The sequence below is a fragment of the Streptomyces sp. NPDC021020 genome (assembly GCF_044333285.1).
GTDB lineage: Bacteria > Actinomycetota > Actinomycetes > Streptomycetales > Streptomycetaceae > Actinacidiphila.
In genome coordinates this window covers 769,093-791,971 of sequence record NZ_JBIRQQ010000001.1, presented here as the reverse complement: position 1 = coordinate 791,971, position 22,879 = coordinate 769,093, and the positions used below count along the sequence as shown (strand labels likewise).

Below are 22,879 nucleotides of genomic sequence, written 5' to 3'. Positions count from 1 at the left end.
GTTGTCCCGGAAGGGGTGGCTCCGGCGGGATGGCGCGGAATCTCCCGGGTGCGCTCCGGCGCGCGCGGGGCACGCCGCAGCTAGTGCTCGCGGGGCGCCGCGTCCAGGACCCGCGGGACGGGGACGTACGGGCCCAGGTCGTCGGCCCACTGGCGGACGGCGGCGGGGTCGGCGAGCAGCGCGTCCAGGTCGGCGGCGGCCAGTTCGCGGTGGCCCAGCTCCAGGTGCGCGACCGCGCGCAGCATGAGGTGGCCGATGTCGGGCGTGGCCGCGTCGGCCAGGCACGCCTCGGCGTCGGCGAGGGCGTCCGCGGGGCGGCCGAGGCTCAGCAGCACCATCGCCCGGTATTCGCGGGCGAGGGCGCTCGCGGGGTCGGCCCCGACCGCGGCGTCCAGCTCCGCGAGCGCCTCCGCGGGCCGGCCGGTGCGCATGAGGGCGCCGCCGAGCTGGGTGCGGACGTACGGGGCGCGCGGGTGGCCGGGTTCGGCGGCCAGGGCGGCGGCGTAGTCGGGAACGGCCCCGGCCGGGTCGCCCACCGTCCAGCGGGTGTCGCCGCGCCCGGTGTGCAGCAGGAAGCCGCGCATGCCGAGCTGTTCGGCGCGGTCGTAGTCGGCGAGCGCGTCGTACGGCCGCCCCGCCTGCCGCCGGGCCCAGGCCCGTACGGCGTGCACGGCGGCACGCCGCTCGCGGTCCAGTGCGCCGCGCTCCAGGATCACCGTCAGCGCCCGCGCCGCGAGGCCCGTGTCGGAGGCCCCCGCGTCCGCGCCGTGCCCGTACGCCCCCGCGTACACCTCGCCCAGCGCGGCGGCCCAGCGGGCGAGGGCCGGGGCCTCGGTGTCCTCGGCGGCGTCGGTGAGCATCCGGACCCAGCGGCGGGCGGTCCCGGGGCCCGCGGTGCAGGCGCGGGCGAGGTCCATGAGGGTGTCGGGGAGCGCGGCGCGCGGGTCGGCGCACAGGCCGTGGTAGACCTCGTGCAGCCGCTGGGCGCGCCAGGCCTCGTCGGCCCACAACTCGCCGACGCCGCGGCCGCGCTCCTCGCGGGCGCGCCAGCCGCCGTAGGCCGCGGCCAGCCGCTCGTGCTGCTCGCGCCAGCGCTGCGGGGAGCGGGTGCGGCGCAGCCGGAGCATCTGGGCGCGCACGACGTCGTGGTAGCGGGCCCGGCCGCCGTGCTCGGTGACGAACGGCAGCCCGCGCAGCCAGTCGTAGCGGCCGGCGGCCTGGGGCGCGTCCGCGGCGACGGCCGTGCGGTAGACGTCCTCGTCCAGCTCCAGCGGCAGCGCGGCGGCCAGCACCGCGGCGCGGCCGTCCGGGTCGGGCTCCCAGGCCAGGAAGCGTTCGACGGCGGTGTCGGCGGGGTCGCCGACGGCGTCGGGGTGGCCGGGGCGGCTCGCGGCGAGGGCGCCGACCAGCACCGGCAGCCCGTCGGTGAGCCGCAGCACTGCCGCGACGACGGCCTCGTCCGTGACGCCCCGGGCGGCGAGCAGCTGCCGCGACTCGTCCTCCGTGAAGGGCGCGAGCGGCAGGGCGGCGACGAGGTCCAGGTGGTCGGCCCACACGGCGGGGTCGGGGGCGCGCTGCCCGGCGAGGGTGACGACGACGGTCGCGGGCAGCGCGCCGTACCGCCCCTCGACGAACAGGTCGCGCACCCAGCGGTCCAGGACCGGCCCGGTGCGCTCGTAGGTGTCGAAGAAGAGGGTGAGCCAGGGCGCGTGGGCCGCGGCGGCGGCGAGGTCGGCGGTGAAGACCGGGCTCAGGACGGCGACCGGGTCGAGGACGAGCCGAAGCTCCCGCTCGTCGCGGAAGCGGGCGCCGAGCAGGCCGCGTAACCGGTCGACGCCCTGCGCGACCTGCGCCGGGTCCATCGCCCCGGCCAGGGCCCCCATGCCGGGCAGCAGGCCGAGCCCGGCGAGGCCCGCGTGCGCGGCCAGCGTGCCCGTGACGGAGGGGCCCGCGTCGCCCGCGGCCAGCGACTCGGCCTCCTGGCGCAACTGCCGGTGCAGGGCCAGCAGTTTGCCGGTGGCCTTGAGCGGGCGGCCCTGCGCGGCGAGCGCGGCGCAGACCGCGTCCATGGCGGCGGGCACGGTCATGGCCGTCTCGTCGACGGTCGCGGTCAGCGCCCCGCGCTCGCGGGCGGCGCGCTCCCACCGCTCCAGCAGCGTGGTCTTGCCGACGCCCCCGGGGCCGTGGACGTGGAAGAGGAAGGTGTGCGCGGGGTCGGCGGGACCGGTGCCGAGATTGCCGGTGAAGGCGGCCATCTCGGCGTGCCGTCCGACGAAGGCACCCCGGCGGCGGCGCGCCAGCTGCTCCTGCAGCGACAGCGGCTCGCCCTCGCCCGCCATGCCCGGCTCCCTCCCGCGTCCGGGCCCGCGCGCACGGGGAGCGGCCGCGTCGTCGGCGGTCGGCGGCGCCCGTCGGGGCGCGCCCTCGTCAGTCGCCCAGCACGGGCAGCAGTTCGGGCAGGTGGCCGTCGGAGGCGGCTCCGGCCGCGATGCGCTCGGCGGGCACTTCACCGTACAGCGTGCCGCGCTGCCGGGCGGGGCGCCCGGCCGCCGCGGCGATGGCGGTCAGGTCGCGGATGGAGCGGTAGGAGCCGTAACCGGAGCCCGCCATACGGGAGATGGTCTCCTCCATGAGGGTGCCGCCCAGGTCGTTGGCACCCGAACGGAGCATCTCGGCCGCACCGTCCGCACCGAGTTTGACCCAGCTGGTCTGGATGTTGGTGATGTGCGGGTGCAGCAGCAGCCGGGCCATCGCGGTGACCGCCCGGTTGTCGCGGGCGGTGGGGCCGGGGCGGGCGATGCCGGCCAGGTAGACGGGCGCGTTGGTGTGGATGAACGGCAGCGTCACGAACTCGGTGAAGCCGCCCGTGCGCTGCTGGATCTCGGCGAGCAGCCGCAGGTGGCCGAGCCAGTGGTGGGGCTGGTCCACGTGCCCGTACATCATCGTGGAGGACGAGCGGATGCCCAGCTCGTGGGCGGTGCTGACGACCTCGATCCAGGTCGCGGTGGGCAGTTTGCCCTTGGTGAGGACCCAGCGGACCTCGTCGTCGAGGATCTCGGCGGCGGTGCCGGGGATGGAGTCCAGACCCGCCTCCTTCGCGGCGGTCAGCCACTCGCGGATCGGCATGCCCGTGCGCGTCGCGCCGTTGACGACCTCCATCGGCGAGAAGGCGTGCAGATGGATGCCGGGGACGCGGGCCTTCACGGCGCGCGCGATGTCGAAGTAGGCCGTGCCGGGCAGATCCGGGTGGATGCCGCCCTGCATGCAGACCTCGGTCGCGCCGACCTGCCACGCCTGCTCGACCCGGTCGGCGACCTGGTCCAGGGAGAGGGTGTAGGCGTCGGCGTCGGTGCGGCGCTGCGCGAAGGCGCAGAAGCGGCAGCCGGTGTAACACACGTTGGTGAAGTTGATGTTGCGGGTGACGACGTACGTGACGTCGTCGCCGACGGTGTCGCGACGCAGGTCGTCCGCGATGCGGCACAGCGCGTCCAGGGCCGGTCCCTCGGCGTGCAGCAGGGCGAGGGCCTGGGCGTCGGTGAGCTTCGTCGGGTCGTCGGCGGCGGTGGACAGCGCGGCGCGCACGTCGGCGTCGACCCGGTCGGGGACGAGGCCGGGGGCGGCCTGCTCGCGCAGCTCGGCCCAGTCGCCGTAGACCTCGTCGAAGTCGTCGCGGCGGTCGCTCGTGCGGCCCTCGGTGTCGATGGTGCGGTGCAGGTCGGTACGCCCGCCCGCGGCGGGGAAGGCGTCGTCCGGCTCCTGCCAGGGGCGGCCCTCGACGGCGGCGTCCTCGCGGGCCAGGCCCGTCTGCGGGTCGGCGAGCGCGGTGACGTGCGGGAGCAGCCGCGGATCGAGCCAGGGTTCGCCGCGGCGGACGAACTCCGGGTAGATGGTGAGGCGTTCGCGCAGCTCGAAGCCCGCCTCCCGGGTGCGGGCGGCGAGGTCGTCGATGTGCGGCCAGGGCCGCTCGGGGTTGACGTGGTCGGGGGTCAGCGGGGAGACGCCGCCCCAGTCGTCGATGCCGGCCGCGATGAAGCGGGCGTACTCGCCGTCGACCAGGTTCGGCGGGGCCTGGATGCGGGCGGCGGGGCCCAGGACGACGCGGGCGACCGCGATGGCCGCGGCCAGCTCCTCCAGCTCGGCGTCCGGCATGCCGCGCATCGCCGTGTCCGGCTTGGCGCGGAAGTTCTGGACGATGACCTCCTGCACGCCGTGGTAGCGGCGGGCGGTGCGGCGGATCGCGAACAGCGAGTCGGCGCGCTCCTCGTACGTCTCGCCGATGCCGATGAGGATGCCGGTGGTGAAGGGCACGTTGGAGCGCCCGGCGTCCTCCAGGACGCGCAGCCGCACGGCCGGTTCCTTGTCGGGCGAGCCGAAGTGCGGGCCGCCGCGCTCGGACCACAGGCGCGTCGCGGTCGTCTCCAGCATCATGCCCATGGAGGGCGCGACGGGCTTGAGCCGCTGCAGATCCGTCCAGCTCAGCACCCCGGGGTTGAGGTGCGGCAGCAGGCCGGTCTCCTCCAGCACGCGGATCGCCATGGCGCGGACGTACGCGAGCGTGTCGTCGTAGCCGTGCGCGTCCAGCCACTCGCGGGCCTCGGGCCAGCGCTCCTCGGGGCGGTCGCCGAGCGTGAACAGTGCTTCCTTGCAGCCCATTTCGGCGCCGCGGCGGGCGATGTCCAGGACCTCGTCCGGCGAGAGGTACATGCCGTGCCCCTCGCGCCGCAGCTTGCCGGGCACGGTGACGAAGGTGCAGTAGTGGCAGGTGTCCCGGCACAGCCGTGTGAGCGGTATGAACACCTTGCGGGAGTACGTGACGACGCCGGGCCGGCCCGCTTCCGCGAGCCCCGCGTCCCGGACGCGGGCGGCCGTCGCCGACAGCCGCTCCAGGTCTGCGCCGCGCGCCTGGAGCAGTACGGCGGCCTCCCCGGCGTCCAGGGCGACCCCCTGCTCCGCGCGGTGCAGGGCGCGGCGCATCGCGCTCGCGGTGGGTGGCGGCGCGCTGGCGGTGGGCGACGTCGGACTCATCCCCCGAGCATAGGTCGCCCCACCGACAACGGGCGGACGCGTCACCCGGAGGTGTTGTCGGCATTCTCACCCGCCCCGGAGGGTCACGGCGGGAATAGCCGCGGAGGCGGCGCATACGCCGAGGCGGCGGACGGCTGGGCAGTACGCGGGGGTTGGTGGGCGGCGGCGCGATGCGCGTGTCGCGGGCGAACGGCTCGGCAATACGCCGGGGGTGACGGACGGCTCGGCAATACGCCGGGCGCGGCGAACGGCTCGGCAGTATGCCCGGGCGCGGCGGGCGGCCGCGCAATTGCCGGGGCGCGTCGGGACGCGCCTTGCGCCGCGGTACGTGTCCGGTCCGCGAAGATCGTCCTGGTGCGCCGGGGGAGGGCCGTGGCGCGCGGGAAGAACGGGAAGGCGGGAGCAACTGCCGTGTCCACGCCCCACTCCGGGTCCGGGCCGGGCGACGGGCCCTCAGGCCGGTCCGGCGCGCCCGCGCCCGCCGGCGCGTCCGCCGCGTCCCCCGCTTCCCCGTCCCGCTTCCAGCGGTCCGAGACGGCGCGGGCCGAGGCCTTCAGCGACGGCGTCTTCTCCATCGCCGCGACGATCCTGGTGATCGGCCTGGTCACGCCGGCGCACCCGCCGGGCGGCCTGGCGCACGCGCTCGGCCGCCGATGGCCCGCGTATGTCGGCTACGTGGCGTCCTTCAGCTACATCGCGGTGATCTGGCTCAACCACCACCAGGCCTTCGTCCGCGTCCGGATGATGAACCGCGGCCTGCACGCGGCCAATCTGCTCGTCCTGTTCACGACGGCCTCGCTCGCCTTCCCCACCGGCGTGCTGGCCGACGCGGTGCAGGCGGACGTGTCCGGCGCGGACGCGAAAACGGCCGTCGCGCTCTATGCCGGGATCGCCGCGGGCCTGTGCCTGAGCTGGGTCGCCCTCTACCACCGGCTGTACCGCTGTCCCGGGCTCCTGGAGCGGGGTGTGGAGCCCGGCTACGTCCGCCAGGGCATCGTCCGCTCGGTCATCGGCGCGCTCGTCTACTGCCTGGCCGGGGCGCTGGGCTGGCTGGTGAGCCCGCTGATCGCCCTCGTCGGTTTCGCCCTGCTGCCCGCCTTCTACTTCGCGACGAGCGAGGGCATGCCGCGCGCGGCCGCCGCGGCGCACTCCACGTAACCGGCGCGGGTGACCGGCGCTCAGCCCTTGCAGGGCCCGTCGGTGACGGAGCCCCTGCCGGTCGCCTCCAGCGGGACGGTGGCGCACACCTGCTTGCGGCTGTGCTCGTCGGTCACCGTCACATGCCCGTTCCCGGCGAAGGAGTTGCTCAGCTCCACGGTGTAACCGGGCTGGTCGGCCGGGACGTAGTTGCTCGTCAGCACGGCCTCCCGCGGGAAGGTGGTGCACGCCGGCGGCGCCCATGTGTAGCCCCCGCCGGGCTCGGAGCTGTCGGGGTAGAAGAAGGTGGGCGGGGGGCTGGAGGTGTCGCAGCCCTGGGCTGCCTGCACCGCGTCGTCGATGACGTGCTGCCCGGCGTTGCGCAGGCCGTCGCCCTGGTGCCGGGTCTGGACGACGTGCAGGAGCAGCCCGAGGGCGCCCATCACGCACAGCGTCGTACCGAGCCCGATCAGCCAGCTCCGCAGCGAGCCGTCGCGCTGCGGCCCGCCGCCCTTCGTCCCGTCGCCGCCGGACGGCGCCCCGTCACCGCCGGACGCGAGCGCGCTCAGCCCCGCGGCGAGCGCCCCGACCACGAGCAGGGCCGCGGCGACCCCGACCGGGAACGGGCCCGTCGGATGCGCTCCCTGAGGCGGTAACGGCTGTGCGAGCACCATCGGCGAAGCCCCGTCCTGTCCGCGTGGAGGCCCTGCGCGCCTCCCCCGCTCACTCGGACGTCAATCGATGCAGAACTCGTTCCCTTCGATGTCCTGCATCGGCTGGCACGACTCGTTGTACTCGTCGGCGACCAGCAGCTCCAGCCGGGTGGCGCCGAGCGCGATCAGCCGCACGGCCTCCGCCTCCAGCGCGGCGAGCCGTTCCTCGCCCACCAGCCCGGTGCCGACGCGTACGTCGAGATGCACCCGGTTCTTGACGACCTTGCCCTCGGGCACCCGCTGGAAGTACAGCCGCGGCCCCACTCCGGTGGGGTCCTGGCACGCGAACCCGGCGCCCTGCCGGTCGGGCGGCAGCGTCTGCTCGTAATCCGCCCAGCTGTCGAACCCCTCGGGCGCGGGCGGCACCACATACCCCAGCACCTCGCACCAGAAACGCGCCACCCGCTCGGGGTCGGCGCAGTCGAAGGTGACCTGGACTTTTCTGATCGTTGCCATCGGCGCACCCTAACAGCGAGGCCGCGGGCGTACCGCCCCATTTCCGCCCGGCCCGGACCCCGCCCGGCCCGGACCCCGCCCCGCTCAGACCCCGCCCCGCTCAGACCTCGTCCAGCCACAGCACGATGCCCGTCAGGTCGTTGAGCACCGCCGCCACGCCCGCCCGTACCGACGCGGCGCACCGCTCCGGGGTGAAGGAGGCCGGGTCGTACGTCGAGGACATGCCCAGGCCCTCGCCCCGGAAGGACGCGCCGGACCAGTCCACCGCCGTGACGTTCGCGGTCGGCTCGGCCAACTCCGCTCCCACCACCAGGAATTGCTGGGCCAGGTGGTTGGGGGTCACGGTGGCCAGCGGGTCGATCAGGTCGTTGCCGGCGCTGACGATCAGGTCGGGGTGCATGTCCATGGCCTCGGTGACGGCGGCCAGCAGACCGGGCCCGTCGTCCGCGGTCACCGTCCGCAGCGCGACATCGCTCTCGGCCGCCCAGTCCCTGACCGCCTTGACCAGGGCCGTCGTCGGGCGGTCGGTGCCGGCCGTGAGCAGCACGACCCGGTAGCCCTTCGACGGGCCGACGCCCTCCCAGGAACCGGGTGCCGGCGTGACCGTGGCCTCCGGGCCGGGCGGGTGGGCGCGGTCGACGAAGCCGGCGCCGAGCGTGCCGACGGCGGACGGCCTGGCACGGGGCTTCGACCAGTCGTCACCGGCGCCGCATCCGGCGGCCGTCAGGGCGGCCGCCGCGGTGACCGCGACCAGCGCGGCGGCCGCCCTGGCGGCCCGAAACGGGGAGCGCGACACGTTCGTCCTCCGAAGCAGTTGGCGGGGATACGACGCCATCCTGCTATGCGGAACCCCGCCGAATTCACCCCCGATCGGCCATTCCCGCCCTTGTTTTTCCAGCGTTCACCATCGCGGGGTGTTCCGTTCACCCGGCACGTGCACGGTGCGCTCGCAGGCAAAGGAGCAGCAAAAGGAGAACAGTGTCATCCCGAATACGACTCGGCGTCGTCACCGCAGTGGCCGCCGTCGCCGCCTTCCTGGGCCTGGCACAGCCCGCGGCCGCCCACGGCTTCAGCTCGGTGGTGTACGCCGACGTCACCGGCGACGACGGCCGACTGCGTACGAAGCTGGAGCTGGAGTACGACCTCTACGTGGTCTCCGCCGCCGACGCCGGGCACGACGACGCGCTCTTCCGCGCGGGCACCGCCGCCTTCGACGCCGGTGACGCCGGGGCGCAGGCCGCGGCCCTCGACGCCCACCGGAAGGCGGCCGTGGACTACGTCCGCGACCGCTTCTCCGTTACCTCGAAGGGGCGGGCCTGCACTCCGGAGCAGTCCGGCGACTTCACGATGGGCCGCCGCCAGGGCGTCCCGTACGCGGTCCTGCTGCTCGACTGGACGTGCCCGGAGCAGGGCACCGACCACGAGGTGCGCAGCGGGCTCTTCCCCGACGCGGAGACGTACGTCACCGGCACCCGCACGATCGTCACGTACGCGGTGGACGGCCGCACCGGCAGCGCCGCGCTGGACGCCGCGCACCCGGCCTTCTCCACCCACCAGGCCTGGTACGAGCGGTTCGGGGAGTTCTTCCGGCTGGGCACCGAGCACCTGCTCACCGGCACCGACCACATCCTCTTCCTGCTGGCGCTCATCGCCGGCTCGCGGCGGCTGCGCGAGGTGGTGCTCGCCGCCACCAGCTTCACCCTGGCGCACTCGGTGACGCTGCTGCTCGCCGCGCTGGGCCTGGTGGACGTGCCGTCGGCGGTCGTGGAGCCGGTCATCGCGCTGTCCATCGCGGTGGTCGCCGGCTGGCACCTGTGGCGGCTGTGGCGGCACCGCGACGGCGCGGACGAGCTGGCGGAGGCGGGCACCGGGCGCTTCGGCCTGGACCGCGCGGGACGGGTCAGGCTCGGGGTGGTCTTCTGCTTCGGGCTGGTGCACGGCCTGGGCTTCGCGGGGGCGCTCGGCATCGACAGCGCCTTCTCCTGGACGCTGCTGTGGTCGCTGCTGGTGTTCAACCTCGGCATCGAGGCGGTCCAGCTGGGCCTGATCGCCCTCGTCTTCCCGGTGCTCGTGCTGCTGCGCCGCCGCGCACCCGCCGCGGGGCGGTGGACGACCGGGGCGATCGCGGCAGGCGTGTGCGTCATGGGGCTCGTGTGGTTCCTGCAGCGGACTCTCGCGACCTGATTTCCCATCAGTATTTGTCTGCCCATGGGAAAGTTTAGTCATTGCAAAGATTCCGTTTAGCAGCGGTTTACCCGCCGCTGAGAGCTTGACGATCCCCACTTCCGGTACATCCGTACGCAGAAGGAACAGAGAACTGATGAATTCGAGACCCTCGACACAGGCCGCCGCGCCTGTGCGACGCCGGGTGGCCACGGCTTCCACCGCGGTGCTCCTGGGCCTGACCGTGGCGCTGGGCGGCGGCCTCGCGTCGTCCGCCGCCGCCGCCGATCCCGCCTCGATCACCGGCGTCGTCCTCGGCGTCGGCGCCGACGAGACCCAGCGCACCGTCAGCTGGTACACCTCGGCCGACACCGCGCAGCAGATCCAGGTCGCCCCGACCGCCTCGGTCGTGAACGGCGTCTTCCCGGCCGGTGCCGCGACCTTCGCCGCGACCGGCACGGCCAACATCGCCACCAGCGGCGGCTTCAACCGCCACGCGACGATCACCGGCCTGAAGGAGAAGACCGCCTACTCCTACCGCGTCGGCAGCGAGGGCAGCTGGTCGGCCGCGTACTCCTTCGCGACGCAGGACTTCGAAGGCGACTACGACTTCCTGTTCTTCGGCGACCCGCAGATCGGCTCGTCCGGTGACACCGCCAAGGACGGCGCGGGCTGGAAGGACACCCTCGACGTCGCCCTGGCGGCCAACCCGAACGCCGAACTGCTGGTGTCCGGCGGCGACCAGGTCGAGAGCGCCAACACCGAGTCGCAGTGGGACGCCTTCCTGGCCCCCGACAAGCTGCGCCAGTACCCGTGGGCCGCCACCATCGGCAACCACGACGTCGGCGGCAAGGCCTACGAGCAGCACTTCGCCACCCCGAACACCGACAACTCCGGCGCCTACTACTCCAACGGCAACCCGGCGTCCAACACCTCGGGTGGCGACTACTGGTACATCTACAAGGACGTGCTGTTCATCGACCTGAACAGCAACAGCTACGCCACCTCGCAGGGCGGCGGCGGTGACGCGGCGCACATCGCCTACGTCACCGACGTCATCAACAAGCACGGCTCCGAGGCGAAGTGGAAGGTGCTGACCTACCACCACTCGATCTACTCACCGGCCGACCACGCCAAGGACTCCGACAACAAGGCCCGGCGGGTCGACTTCCCGACCACCTTCTCCAAGCTCGGCGTGGACCTGGTCCTCCAGGGCCACGACCACAGCTACTCGCGCAGCTACGAGATCAAGAACGGCCAGAAGGCCAACCCGGACGAGAAGCCGGGCGAGGCCCAGCTGTACCCGGGCCCCGGCGGCGTCGTCTACGTGACGGCCAACTCCGCCTCGGGCTCGAAGTACTACGACATCACCAAGCCCGACAGCAGCGGCACCAGCGGCGCGGGCAACGGCGCGGACCCGCTGAACCCGGACAGCTACTGGTACAACTCGGTCCAGAACCAGGAGCACGTGCGGACCTACGTCAAGGTCCAGGTGCGCAACGACCAGCTGGTGGTCCAGAACGTCCGCAGCGGCACGTGCGCCGCCCCGAACGCGGCCGTGGAGAAGGGCAACTGGTGCAACAACACCAGCGAGGCCCAGCCCGTCGGCTCGATCGTGGACAACTTCACCGTGCACAACTACCACGGTGACGGCCAGGACATCCAGGTCAACGTGCCGAACCCCGCCCCCGGCGAGTTCGGCTGGACGATCGACGGCAACAACGGCCTGGTCGACCTCGGGACCGCCGTCGAGCAGGGCGGCGACCACTTCGAGGCGAACGGCAGGATCAACACGATCTCCGTGTCGGACACCCGCCGCTCGCTCGCGCCCTGGTCGGTCTCGGCCTCCGTCAGCGACTTCCGCGACGGCGGCAAGTCCTTCTCCGGCTCCTACCTCGGCTGGTCCCCGCGGGTGACGCAGACGGGCGCGGGCGCGCAGGCCGGCAACACCGTCGTCTCCGGCTACACCGACCACGGCAAGGGCCTGTCGGTCCCGCAGGGCCTCGGCTCCGCGGCCCAGGGCCACGCCCGCGGTACGGCGAAGCTCGGCGCCGACCTCAGCCTCAAGATCCCGGACAGCGTCGAGAAGGGCAACTACCAGGCCACTCTCACGATCACCGCGCTCAGCAGCTGAGCGTTCACGCGCCTCGCTGACCGGCTGACGACCGGCTGCTGACCGGCCGCCCCCACCGGGTGGGGCGGGTGCCCCCGGGTGCCCGCCCCGCCCTCCCCGCGCCAGGAGAATCCCGCATGCACGCCATCCCCACGGGCCGCCCCGCCCGCACCCGCGCCGCCACCGTCGTCCTGGCGCTGCTCGCCGCCGTCGCGGCCACCCTCGCGGGCCTCGGCTCCGGCCCCGCGCGGGCCGCGGGCAGCGACGTCAGCTGGACGGTCAGGACGGCGGCCAACACCTACGGCGCCGACCGCTCCAGCTTCGCCTACAGCGTCAACCCCGGCGGCACGGTCCAGGACACCATGACCGTCGCCAACCACGGTACGGAGCCGCTCGCCCTCACCGTCTACGCCGCCGACGGCTTCACCACCGCCACCGGCGGGCTCGACCTGCTCACCCGGGACAAGAAGTCCACCGGCGTCGGCGCCTGGACCCGCCCGACGCAGGACAGCGTCGTCGTCCCGCCCGGCAAGTCCGCCGACGTGCCCTTCGCCCTCGCCGTCCCCGCCGGTGCCGCGCCCGGCGACTACGTGGGCGGCCTCCTCACCTCGCTCAAGCAGCCCGACGCCGAGCAGGGCATCACCGTCGACCGCCGCCTCGGCATCAAGATCGCGCTACGGGTCGGCGGCGAGCTGAAGCCCGCGCTCAAGGTCGAGAATCTGCACGTCACTTACAGCGGCGCCGCGAACCCGTTCGGCACCGGCGACGCGAGCGTCACGTACACGATCCACAACACCGGCAACGCCACGCTGTCGGCGCGCCAGGCGGTCTCCGTCTCCGGCCCCTTCGGCTGGTTCACGGCCGACGCGAAGAGCGTCCCCGCGCCGCCCGCCCTGCTCCCCGGCGAGACCTGGAAGGTCAAGGTCCCCGTCCCCGGCGCGACCCCCGCCTTCCGCCTGACCGCGACCGTGACCCTGACCCCGCTGCTGACCGACGCGTCCGGCTCCACCTCCGCCCTGAAGCCCGTCGCGGCCACCGCCCACGGCTGGGCCGTCCCCTGGACCCTGACCCTGCTGGCCGTACTCCTGATCGCGGGTGCGACGGCCGCCGTACTCCTCTTCCGCCGCGCCCGCACCCGCGCCCGCCGCCGCGAGGACGCCCGGGTGGCGGAGGCCGTCGAGCGCACGCTGCGGGAGCACGAGTCCGCCGCTGACGCGTCCTGACGACGGGGGCTTACTTCCCGCCCCGGAGGGGAATGTGCGCCCACACCGTCTTCCCGGGCGACCGGGGCCGCACCCCCCACCCGTCGGCCAGCGCCTCGACGATGAGCAGGCCCCGGCCCCGCGCGACGCCGTAACCCCAGCTCGAAGTAGTCGCCGAAGCCCTTGGCGTGGTTGACCGCGTTGGTGGCCAACTCGCTGACGACAAGTGTCGCGGGCTCGACGGCGAGGCCCAGCTTCCAGGCGATGAGCATCGCCTCGACGTGTTTGCGGGCGGCGGGGACGGAACTCCGCCGGAGGCGGAATCTCTGGATGTGCGTGCGTCCTGACATGCGTCCCCCTACGGGGTGCGGAGTGTTGGGACATGAGGTCACTCCCCGCCCGGAGGTGAGAACGTGGCGTGACGAGAATCACGGTAGAGCGTACTCAACTCATTACGCAACCCACTCAGGTTGAGAAGTTGCAAGTTACGCCGTGCACACCTCAGTGGCAGGGCAACTCGCAAGTCGGGCACACTGACCGCACCGAGTGGAGGAGACGCACATGCCCCCGGGTGGACGCCCAACCGTGCGCAGCAGGCGGCTTGGCGCGACGCTGAGGCGCTACCGCGAGGCCGCCCGCCTCGACCAGGCCCAAGCAGGCGAGTACATCGCGGGCTCCAAGGCCAAGATCAGCCGGATCGAGTCCGGCGAGTCCTCCGCCCGCCCCGGCGACGTACGCCTGCTGCTGGAGCTGTACGGCGTCGAGGACGCAGCGGTGCGCAGTGGCCTTGAGCAGCTGGCGCGAGACTCCAACAAGCGTGGCTGGTGGCTCGATCAGCCGTGGTCGCTCACGCCGGAGTACGCCGACCTGATCGCCATGGAGAGCGACGCGTCGTACATCCGTAGCTGGCAGCCGGTCATGGTCCCGGGGCTGCTGCAGATCCCCGAATACACCCGTCTCCTCCTGGACTCCGGCCTCGTGGCCTATTCGGATGCAGAGGCTGACGACATTCTCGCGACCCGGCAGGCACGCAAGCGCGTGATCGACGTGGACGGGACGCAACTCGCGGCGATCATCTGGGAGCCCGCGCTCACCTCGCCCATGCCCGATGTCGAGGCGCACCGCGCGCAGCTCCGCCATCTCAGGGACGCGGCCGGGCGGCAGAACATCAGCCTGCAAGTGCTGCCGATGGACGAGTGGCAAGCGGCTCGGGCGTGCCAGCACTTCGTCATGTTCAGCTTCGGTCCCGAGCCTGCCGCGGAGGCCGTGTCCCTGGACACGCTCAGCAGCTCCGTGATCCTGGAGGGTCCGGAGGATCTGGCCCGCTACGCGAGAGCCTTCGAAGCGCTGCGCTCGGCCGCGCTCACCCCGACCCAGACGTTGTCGTTCCTCGACCACGCGCTGAAGAACATCGCCACCGGCTAGAGAGAGCACGCACCACACATGAAGAGCCAGGTCATCGTCACCGCGTTCAAGAAGTCGTCGTTCTCCGGCGCCGCACAGAACGACTGCGTCGAGGTCGCCGGGACCGCCGACGGCGGGCGGGCCGTGCGGGACAGCAAGGATCCCGGCGGCGGGACGCACTTCTACAGCCCCCACGCGTGGGCGGCCTTCATCGGCGCCGTCAAAGCAGGGGAGTTCGGCTCACCCGTGTGAGTGGTGGGGTTCGGGGGACGGACCACCGGGGACAAGGGGTTTGTCACCCGGGCGTCATCCGGGGTGGGGAGGGTCGGGGGATGGACCGACGCGATGTACTGAAGCTTTCTGCTGTGGCGGGTGCGGCCGGTGTGATTACGCTGGCGCCTGTGGACTTCGCCGCTGCCGACGCCCCGGGGGACGGGGAACTGACGAGGACCGTCACCGGGCATCTGCCCACCGGGGTCGCCGACTTCGTGTATCTGCCTGTCGAGGTGCCGCGCGGGGTGCGGCAGATCGCGGTCAGCTATACGTACGACCGGCCCGCCGTGCCCGCCGGGACGCTGGGGAACGCGTGCGACATCGGGATCTTCGACAACCGCGGCACCGCGCTCGGCGGGCGGGGTTTTCGCGGGTGGTCGGGCGGGGCGCGCACGGAGTTCGCGATCAGCGCGGAGGAGGCGACGCCCGGGTATCTGGCCGGGCCCGTGGCGGCGGGGACGTGGTACGTGGTCCTCGGGCCGTACACGGTCGCGCCGCAGGGGCTGGACTACGAGGTCACGGTGACGCTCACGCCGGGCGCGCAGGGGCGTACCCCGAAGCCGGACTACCCGCCGGAGCAGGTCGGCGGGCGCGGGCGCGGCTGGTACCGCGGGGACTGCCACCTGCACACCGTGCATTCGGACGGCAAGCGCACCCTGGAGGATCTCGCCGCGCTCGCCCGCGCCGCGAAGCTGGACTTCATCAATTCGAGTGACCACAACACCAGCTCCACGCACCCGCACCTCGGGCCGCTCGCCGGTGACGACCTGCTCATCCTCACGGGCGAGGAGGTCACCACGCGCAACGGCCACTACCTGGCCATCGGCCTGGACGGCGGCACGTTCGTCGACTGGCGCTACCGGGCGCGCGACGACGCCTTCGACGGCTTCGCCCGGCAGATCCGCCGCGCGGGCGGCATCGTGGTGCCCGCGCACCCGTACGGCACGAGCCTGGCCAGCCAGTGGAAGTTCGGCTACGACAACGTCGACGCCATCGAGGTCTGGAACGGGCCCTGGACGTCGGACGACGAGGCCTCCCTGCTGACCTGGGACAACCTGCTGACCGGCGCCGCCCGCCGCGGTGACGGCCGGTGGATCCCGGCGATGGGCAACTCCGACGCGCACCGCGACCCCGACGTCGTCGGCCTGCCGCAGACCGTCGTGCAGGCCGAGAGCCTGAGCCGCAAGGCGCTCCAGGACGGCATCCGCGCGGGCCGCTCCTGGATCGCCGAGAACGCCGACGTGCAGCTCGGCCTCACCGCGTCCGGACCGCGCGGCCAGCACGCGGGCATCGGCGAGCGGCTCGCGGTCGGGCCGCAGGACGCGGTGACGGTCAGCCTGACCGTCTCGGGCGTGCCCGCGGACGCGCTGCTGCGGCTGGTCTCCGACGAGGGCCAGGTCTTCGCGGCGCCGCTGCCCGCGTCCGGCACGGTGACGTGGCAGACCACCGCGTCGCTGGCCGCGTACGTCCGCGCCGAGGTCCGCCACCCGGCCCCGGCGGGCACCCCCGCGGGGCTGCCCGGCCCGGCCGCGGCGATCACCAACCCGATCTGGCTCGGGCACAAGTGACTTCCCGCCGGGTGCCGCGCCCCTCTTCGCAACCGAGGGGTGCGGTACCCGGCTACGCCGCCGCGCAGGCCGCCGCCTCCGGCCACGCCATCCGGTACTTCGCGGGCGTGCCGTTCAGCCGCGTCGGGTCGCCGCCGGGCGGGCCGACGAGCAGGGTCTCGGCGTGGGCGGCGCCCATCGCCGCGTAGAAGCCCTGCGCGGGCGTGTTCTGCTCCAGCACCCACAGGTACAGGGCCGGGGAGGACGCGTGCGCGACCGCCTCGGCCGCGGCGCGGGCCAGCAGCGCGCGGCCCACGCCCGTACGCTGCCGGGCGGCCGTGACGTGCAGGTTGTCGACGAGGCTGCCCCATTTCGGGTCGTCGTCGAGGACGACGTGGACGAAGCCGAGGAAGTCGCCCGACGGATCCTCCGCGAGCACCGTGCGCGTCCCCTCCGGCGCGGCGAGGCGGCCGGACCAGACGGCGAGCCGGTCGGCCACCACGTCGCCGTCGAGATACGCGTCGGAATACGCCCCGCGGTAGTGGCGCCGCCAGCTGTCGGCGTGCAGCCGCGCCACCGCCTCCGCGTCGCCGGGTCCTGCGTACCGGAACTGCGGTGCCATGCCGCCCCCTTGTGCGTGCCGTGTGCATGATCCGCTCCGCAGTCAACCGCACCGGCGCGCGGGGCGGCCAGCCGTTTACGGCCGGGGGCGCCGCTGCCGCTCAGCGGTCGAAGCGCCAGCGCGTCGCGCCCTCGGGGGCCTCGATGCCCAGGCCGACCGCGGTGTGGAAGACGAAGCGGTAGAGGTGCCAGGGCCCCGGGCCCGCGCTCGGCGCGCTGAACGGCGCGGTGATCGCGTCGCCCGCGGCCCGCGCGGGCCAGCCCAGCTCGCCGTACGCGGCGGCGATCCGCTCCAGCACCGCCGGTTCCGTCACCCGGCGGGCCGTCCCGCTCAGCGTCACGTCCAGGTCCGCGAGCCGCACGGCGAGCGTGCACGCGGGATTCACCGCGAGGTTGCGGGACTTGCGGGTGCCGGGGCCGCTGGTGAAGTAGAAGTCGCCGTCGTCCCACAGCGCGCCGACACCGGCGACGTGCGGGATGCCGCCGGGGCCGACCGTCCCGAGGAAGTACGACACCCCCGCGACGCGCTCCGGCCGCTTCGCGAGCTGGCGGCGCGCCCGCTCCCACGCGAAGGCCTCCGTCCCATGGCCGACCCGGTCCAGGCTGACCGTCTCGTACGGCTGCACATCCGCCATCGCGCCTCACCCTCACCTCTCGCGGAGTCCGTCCCCGTCGGGGGTGCAGACACCGGCGGCGGCCGGAATTCATCGGTCGCGGCGAAATCCCCTCGCGGGGGCGGGGCCCGGCTCGTAACGTCGCCGGGATGGGCGACCCCTACGACTTCCGTGAGCCCGGCGACCCCTGCTACGCGCATCCGCGCCTCGCCGCCGTCTACGACGCGCTCGACGCCGACCGCGGCGACCTCACCGCCTATCTGCGCCTCGCCGAGGAGTTCGGCGCCCGCCGGGTGCTGGACATCGGGTGCGGGACGGGTGTGTTCGCACTGCTGCTCGCCGAGCGCGGTATCGACGTCACGGGCGTGGACCCGGCCGGGGCGTCGCTGGACGTGGCGCGGGCCAAGCCGGGCGCGGCGCGGGTGCGGTGGATCCACGGCGACGCGGCGGACGTGGCGCCCGCGCCCGCCTTCGACCTCGCGACCATGACCGGCAACGTCGCGCAGGGCATCGTCGCGCCGGACGCCTGGGCGCGGACGTTGCGCGGCGCGCACGCGGCGCTGCGGCCCGGCGGGCGGCTGGTCTTCGAGACGCGCGACCCGGCGCGGCGGGCGTGGGAAGAGTGGACACCGGAGCTGACCCGCAGGACCGTGCACATCCCCGGCACGGGCGAGGTCGAAACGTGGCAGGAGCCGGTCGCCGTCCGTTCGGACCTGGTGACCTTCCGCAGCACGTACGTCTTCGCCGCGGACGGCGCGGTCCTGACCTCGGACTCGACGCTGCGCTTCCGCGGCCGCGACGAGGTGACGTCGGACCTGTCCGCGCACGGCTTCACCGTCCAGGAGGTCCGGGCCGCGCCAGACCGGCCGGGCAAGGAGTTCGTCTTCGTGGCCCTGCGCTCCTGAGCCGCCCCGCCCGGCTCCCGTACGCGAATCCGCCGCGTGCGAGCCGAACGGCCATGCCGCACGAGTCGCGCGCGGCGCCGGAAGCAAGGTCGCGCCTGCGAGCCGGACACCCGCTGCCCGCCCCGGACGGGCACACCCGCGGGCACGCGCAAGTCGCGCGCGGCATCAGCCCGCAGGGCCGCCCCCGCGGCGAGCGGCAGGCGCCCCCGGAGCACCCTCCCCGAAGTGGTGCCCCGGGGGCGGTTCAGGTGGTGACGCGGACCGGGAGGAGGATGCGCCAGACGGCTTCCTCCAGGCCGTGCACCGCGGCGATCCAGCCGATGTTCTCCTCGTCCGTGCCGAGCCGGACGGCCTGGGCGAGTTCGGTGAGGACCTCGGCGAGGTCGCCGTGGTCCATGGGCGCTTCGAGGCGGCCGCCCGCGGCGCCGTCGTCGTGGTAGCGGTGGTACGCGGCGGCGCCGCGCAGGACGCCCACCGGGCGCCACTGCTGGGCCAGCCGCCAGACCGGTTCGCCCGCGACGCGCACCCCGTCGGCCTCGACGACCTGGGTACGGGTGCGGTCGACGGACAGGGCGTGCCAACCGTCGGTGCCGGTCAGGACGAGGTCGGGGGCGCAGCGCTCGACCGCGCGGGGCACGGCGTGGGTCGCGCCCGGGCCGGGCAGGACGAGCGGTATCGCGGCCATGCCCGCGTAGAGGCACCCGAAGAAGGCGCCGGCCAGGTCCGGGCCCTCGGGGTAGACCAGCAGGACCTTGCTGCCGGGGCTGAGCGTCGCGCCCAGCCGGGCGGCGACGGAGCGTGCGCGGCGGTCGAGTTCGGCGAAGCTGATCCCGGCGGTGCCGGCGCCGCCCGCCACAAGGCCGCGGGAGCCGTCGCCGAACCGCTCGCCGGGCGGGGCCGCGAAGGGCAGCGACGGGACGAGCGTGGGGTGCCGTTCCGCGCGCAGCCGCAGCATCGGGCCGGGGAGCCCGGCCGCGGCGCGGCGCGTGCCGCCGCCTCCGCCGCCCTGGCGCGTCCGGCGCGGTCTGCTGTGCCTGCCGCCGCTCACCGCCGTGCTCTCCCGCCCCGCGAAGGCCGGGTAGGCGTCCGGCGCGCCGCTCCCCGGGGCGTGGCCGCCGGGTGCGGCGGCGCCGGGCACGTACTCCCCCGAGACCCGGCGCCCCACCGCGTACCCACCGGGCGCGCGGCCTTCGGCTCCGTACTCACCATGGACAGGACCCGCGGACCCGTGTCCGCCGGACACCCCGGGCTCGTACGCGCCGGCCCCGCGGAAGGGGAAGTGGAGGACGCCGCCGGCCGTTCCGGTGTCCGATTCCGTCCCGTACGAACCTCTCGCACGCTCCGCACACTTCGCACACATTGCGGCTCAACTACCCGTCTCGGCGCGGAAAGCCCCACGGTACGAACCATCCCCACACACCACAGCCTCCGCATTCGCACAGACGGAATCCCATATTCGGCACAACTTGCGCCGCCCGGCCGGTTGGGAACCCCCATGGGGTGACCCCGGAGCTTCCGACACGGCAAACTGGCACGGACGGTGCCGAACCACCGGCTCCGCTAGGAGAGCGGCGCGGACAACTGTTCCGTCCGGCGATGAATGATTGATATACGCGTGGGAGAGCCACCCGGCCCGGGGCATCCGCCCGGCCGATCGGCTCGCGGCGGCTTTGGGGGCCATGGATGGGAAGCGGGTCCGAACCGGGCGACGGCCTGCGGTTCGCGGTCCTCGGGCCGGTGCGCGCCTGGCGCGGCGGCGAGCAGATCAGCACCGGCGCACCGCAGCAGCGCGCGCTACTCGCGGTGCTGCTGCTGCGCGGCGGGCGCACCGCCACCGCGGCCGAGCTGCTCGACGCGCTGTGGGGCGACGCACCGCCCAACACCGCGCTGGCCGCGCTGCGTTCGTACGCCTTCCGACTGCGCAAGGCGCTCGGTTCGGAGACGCTGGTCACCGACTCCGGCGGCTACGCCATCCGGATCCCGGTCGACGCCCTCGACGCCACCATGGTCGAGCAGTTGGCGGGCGAGGCGGAGAAGATACGCCAGGCCGACCCGGCCCAGGCCCGCGAACTCCTCGTCAGCGCGCTGGACATGTGGAGCGGCGAGCCGCTGGCCGGGCTGCCCGGCCCGTACGCCGAGACGCAGCGGGTGCGGCTCGCCGAGTGGCACCTCGGCCTGGTCGAGGTGCGCCTCGAACTCGACCTGGAGCTGGGCGCCCACGCCGAGGCAGTCTCCGAACTGACCGCCGTCACCGTCGAGCACCCGCTGCGCGAGCGGCTGCGCGCCCTGCTCATGCTCGCCCTCTACCGCAGCGGGCGGCAGGCCGAGGCCCTCGGCGTCTACGCGGACACCCGCCGGCTGCTCGCCGACGAGCTGGGCATCGACCCGTCGCCCGAGCTGACCGACCTGCACCAGCGCATCCTGGAGGCCGACGCCGGTCTCGCCCCGCCGCAGGGCACGTCGGGACCCGGCGCCCCGGAGATCCTGCGGCCCGCGCAACTGCCCGCCACGGTCCCGGACTTCACCGGCCGCAGCGCCTTCGTGCGGGAGCTGGGCGCGCAACTGGCCGGCGCCTCCACGGACGGCGGCGTGATGGCGGTGTCGGCGGTCGCGGGCATCGGCGGCGTCGGCAAGACGACGCTGGCCGTCCAGGTCGCGCACGACGCCCGGGAGAACTTCCCCGACGGCCAGCTCTACGTCGACCTCCAGGGCACCAGCGCGGCGCCGTCGGAACCCGAGGCGGTGCTCGGCTCGTTCCTGCGCTCGCTGGGCCTGCCCGACGGGGCGATCCCCGACTCGCTCGCCGACCGCGCCGCCCTCTACCGCTCCACGCTCTCCGGCCGCCGCGTCCTGGCACTGCTCGACAACGCCTACGACGCCGCGCAGATCCGGCAGTTGCTGCCCGGCACCCCGGGCTGCGCCGCGCTCGTCACCAGCCGGGTGCGGATGGTCGATCTGGAGGGCGCGCATCTGGTCGACCTCGACGTGATGTCGCCCGAGGAGTCGCTGCTGCTCTTCACCCGTATCGTCGGCGAGGAGCGGGCCGGCAGCGAGCGGCAGGCCAGCCTCGACGTCGTCGCCGCGTGCGGCTTCCTGCCGCTGGCGATCCGCATCGCCGCCGCCCGCCTGGCCGCCCGCCGCACCTGGACGGTGTCGGTACTCGCCGCCAAACTCGCCGACCACCGGCGACGGCTGGACGAGCTGCGGGCCGGCGACCTCGCCGTCAAGGCCACCTTCGACCTCGGCTACGACCACCTCTCCGCCGCCCAGGCCCGCGCCTTCCGGCTGCTGTCGCTGCCCGAGGGCCCCGACATCTCGCTGGACGCCGCGGCCGCCGTCCTCGACCTGGACCGCTACCAGGCCGAGGAACTCCTCGAAGCACTCGTCGACATCAGCCTCATCGAATCCGCCGCACCCGCCCGCTACCGCTTCCACGACCTGCTGCGGCTCTACGCCCGTGAACGCGCCGAATCCGACGAGAGCCAGGAGGAGCGCTGCGCGGCGCTCTCCCGGCTGCTGGACTTCTACCTCTGCTCCTCCGCCTCCGCCTACGCGCTGGAGAACCCGGGCGACCGCGTCCTGGACCACCTCGCTCCGACGCGCCACCCCGGCCTCGCGTTCACCGCCCGCGAGGAGTCGCTGGACTGGCTCTTCACCGAGGCCCAGGGGCTGCTGGCCGCCGTGCAGCAGGCCGCGGAGGGCGGCTGCGCCGACTTCCTGCGGCGCGCGGCGGACGTGCTGCTGGCCGCGCAGGAGCTGGTGGAGTCGGGCGTCTACGCCCGGCAGTACGAGCAGGCGGCCCGCGCGCTGGTCAACTCCGCCCAGGACACCGGCGAGACCCTGGTCGAAGGGCGCGGACGGTTCTGGCTGGGGCTGCTGCTGAACGTGTCGGGCCGCTTCGAGGAGGCGGAGGAGGAGTCCAAGCGCTCCCTCATCCTCGGGCTGTCCGCCGACGACCCGGTGGCGTGCAGCTACGCGCCCAACCTGCGCGGCATCCTCGCCCTGCGCGACCTGCGCTTCGCCGAGAGCGCCGACTACCTGACGAGCGCGCTCGAAGCCTTCCGGGCGGACGGCAACCGGCACGGCGAGGCCGCCGCGCTCAGCAACCTCGCGCGCGCCCAGCTCGAGCTGGGCGACGCGGATTCCGCGCTGGCCGCCGCCGACCGCGTGGTGGCCATCTACCGCGAGCTGGGCGCCGGCTTCCGGCTCGGCAACGGGCTGTACTCGACGGGCGTCACGCTCACCTCGACCGGTGCGTACGACCGCGCGCTCGGCTGCCTGACGGAGGCGCTCGGCATCTTCCGCTCGGTGCGGCAGCGGCTGTGGGAGGGGCTGACCCTCTACCGGCTGGGCCGGCTGCACCTGGCCGCCGGCAGCTACCGGCAGTCGGCGTCGCACGTCGAGCAGTCGCTGGTCATCATGCGCGACATCGGCGGCGAGTGGCGTACGGCCAACTCCCTCACCGTGCTGGGCCAGGCGCTCGCGGGGATGGGCCAGCCGGTACGCGCGCACGCGTGCTGGCACGACGCCCTCGCCACGTACACCGCCCTCGGCTCGCCGGAGGCGGCGCAGGTGCGGCGGCTGCTGGACGGGGAGACGGGGGCGGGCAGCGCTTCCGGCCCCGCGGCCGGTTCCGGGCCGGGGGCCGGCACCGCGGAGGAGCCGGGCGCCGCGGCGGGGTCGGCCGCGGCGGTCTGAGGCCGCGG

17 protein-coding genes are annotated in these 22,879 nt (G+C 74.1%); 9 read left to right on the top strand and 8 right to left on the bottom strand.

The genetic code is table 11. The features are described 5' to 3' along the window. Positions 1-80: 80 nt before the first annotated feature. Both ACH4SL_RS03485 and ACH4SL_RS03480 read right to left on the bottom strand, forming a co-directional pair. Positions 81-2,339, bottom strand: a complete 2,259-nt coding sequence (locus tag ACH4SL_RS03485) for a tetratricopeptide repeat protein (RefSeq protein ID WP_398441683.1) — start codon at positions 2,337-2,339, stop codon at positions 81-83. Positions 2,340-2,427: 88 nt separating this feature from the next. Beyond that, positions 2,428-5,025: a bifunctional FO biosynthesis protein CofGH gene (locus ACH4SL_RS03480; RefSeq protein WP_398441681.1), complete on the bottom strand. Its 2,598-nt coding sequence runs from the start codon at positions 5,023-5,025 to the stop codon at positions 2,428-2,430. A 411-nt stretch (positions 5,026-5,436) separates the two neighbouring features. Between ACH4SL_RS03480 and ACH4SL_RS03475 the strand changes: the two genes are divergently transcribed. Further along, on the top strand, positions 5,437-6,183 hold the full coding sequence (locus tag ACH4SL_RS03475) for a TMEM175 family protein (protein ID WP_398441680.1): 747 nt from the start codon (positions 5,437-5,439) through the stop codon (positions 6,181-6,183). A 20-nt stretch (positions 6,184-6,203) separates the two neighbouring features. On the opposite strand, the gene ACH4SL_RS03470 is transcribed toward ACH4SL_RS03475, so the two are convergent. From ACH4SL_RS03470 to ACH4SL_RS03460, 3 genes are all read right to left on the bottom strand, one after another. Further along, positions 6,204-6,836 (bottom strand): hypothetical protein, encoded by a 633-nt coding sequence (locus ACH4SL_RS03470; protein WP_398441679.1) that lies wholly within the window; start codon positions 6,834-6,836, stop codon positions 6,204-6,206. A gap of 60 nt (positions 6,837-6,896) precedes the next feature. Beyond that, positions 6,897-7,331, bottom strand: a complete 435-nt coding sequence (locus ACH4SL_RS03465; protein ID WP_398441678.1) for a VOC family protein — start codon at positions 7,329-7,331, stop codon at positions 6,897-6,899. Between the two features lie 100 nt (positions 7,332-7,431). Beyond that, complete coding sequence (locus tag ACH4SL_RS03460) at positions 7,432-8,127, bottom strand: hypothetical protein (RefSeq protein WP_398441676.1); 696 nt, start codon at positions 8,125-8,127, stop codon at positions 7,432-7,434. 182 nt (positions 8,128-8,309) lie between these two features. Here ACH4SL_RS03460 and ACH4SL_RS03455 point away from each other — a divergent pair, with 182 nt between their 5' ends. The 6 genes from ACH4SL_RS03455 to ACH4SL_RS03430 all read left to right on the top strand — a co-directional run bounded on the left by ACH4SL_RS03455 (position 8,310) and on the right by ACH4SL_RS03430 (position 16,054). Beyond that, the gene (locus ACH4SL_RS03455) at positions 8,310-9,515 is read left to right on the top strand and encodes a HupE/UreJ family protein (protein WP_398441675.1); all 1,206 of its coding nucleotides are present in this window, start codon (positions 8,310-8,312) and stop codon (positions 9,513-9,515) included. 136 nt (positions 9,516-9,651) lie between these two features. After that, positions 9,652-11,628, top strand: coding sequence for a fibronectin type III domain-containing protein (locus ACH4SL_RS03450; protein WP_398441674.1), 1,977 nt, complete (start codon positions 9,652-9,654; stop codon positions 11,626-11,628). Positions 11,629-11,744: 116 nt separating this feature from the next. Beyond that, positions 11,745-12,830 (top strand): WxL protein peptidoglycan domain-containing protein, encoded by a 1,086-nt coding sequence (locus ACH4SL_RS03445; RefSeq protein ID WP_398441673.1) that lies wholly within the window; start codon positions 11,745-11,747, stop codon positions 12,828-12,830. Positions 12,831-13,394: 564 nt separating this feature from the next. Beyond that, positions 13,395-14,234 (top strand): helix-turn-helix domain-containing protein, encoded by an 840-nt coding sequence (locus tag ACH4SL_RS03440; RefSeq protein WP_398441672.1) that lies wholly within the window; start codon positions 13,395-13,397, stop codon positions 14,232-14,234. Positions 14,235-14,252: 18 nt separating this feature from the next. After that, on the top strand, positions 14,253-14,465 hold the full coding sequence (locus ACH4SL_RS03435; protein ID WP_398441671.1) for a DUF397 domain-containing protein: 213 nt from the start codon (positions 14,253-14,255) through the stop codon (positions 14,463-14,465). Positions 14,466-14,545: 80 nt separating this feature from the next. Further along, complete coding sequence (locus ACH4SL_RS03430; RefSeq protein ID WP_398441670.1) at positions 14,546-16,054, top strand: CehA/McbA family metallohydrolase; 1,509 nt, start codon at positions 14,546-14,548, stop codon at positions 16,052-16,054. Between the two features lie 52 nt (positions 16,055-16,106). Here the strand turns inward: ACH4SL_RS03430 and ACH4SL_RS03425 are convergent, their stop codons facing one another. After that, entirely contained in the window at positions 16,107-16,655 is a 549-nt protein-coding gene (locus ACH4SL_RS03425) for a GNAT family N-acetyltransferase (RefSeq protein ID WP_398441669.1), read from the bottom strand. A gap of 100 nt (positions 16,656-16,755) precedes the next feature. Further along, positions 16,756-17,289 (bottom strand): pyridoxamine 5'-phosphate oxidase family protein, encoded by a 534-nt coding sequence (locus ACH4SL_RS03420; RefSeq protein WP_398441668.1) that lies wholly within the window; start codon positions 17,287-17,289, stop codon positions 16,756-16,758. A 128-nt stretch (positions 17,290-17,417) separates the two neighbouring features. On the opposite strand from ACH4SL_RS03420, the gene ACH4SL_RS03415 reads away from it, so the two are divergent. After that, positions 17,418-18,173, top strand: a complete 756-nt coding sequence (locus ACH4SL_RS03415) for a class I SAM-dependent methyltransferase (RefSeq protein ID WP_398441667.1) — start codon at positions 17,418-17,420, stop codon at positions 18,171-18,173. Between the two features lie 244 nt (positions 18,174-18,417). Here the strand turns inward: ACH4SL_RS03415 and ACH4SL_RS03410 are convergent, their stop codons facing one another. After that, the gene (locus ACH4SL_RS03410) at positions 18,418-19,338 is read right to left on the bottom strand and encodes an AMP-binding protein (protein ID WP_398441666.1); all 921 of its coding nucleotides are present in this window, start codon (positions 19,336-19,338) and stop codon (positions 18,418-18,420) included. Between the two features lie 518 nt (positions 19,339-19,856). Between ACH4SL_RS03410 and ACH4SL_RS03405 the strand changes: the two genes are divergently transcribed. Continuing rightward, complete coding sequence (locus ACH4SL_RS03405) at positions 19,857-22,871, top strand: BTAD domain-containing putative transcriptional regulator (protein ID WP_398441665.1); 3,015 nt, start codon at positions 19,857-19,859, stop codon at positions 22,869-22,871. Positions 22,872-22,879: the final 8 nt, after the last annotated feature.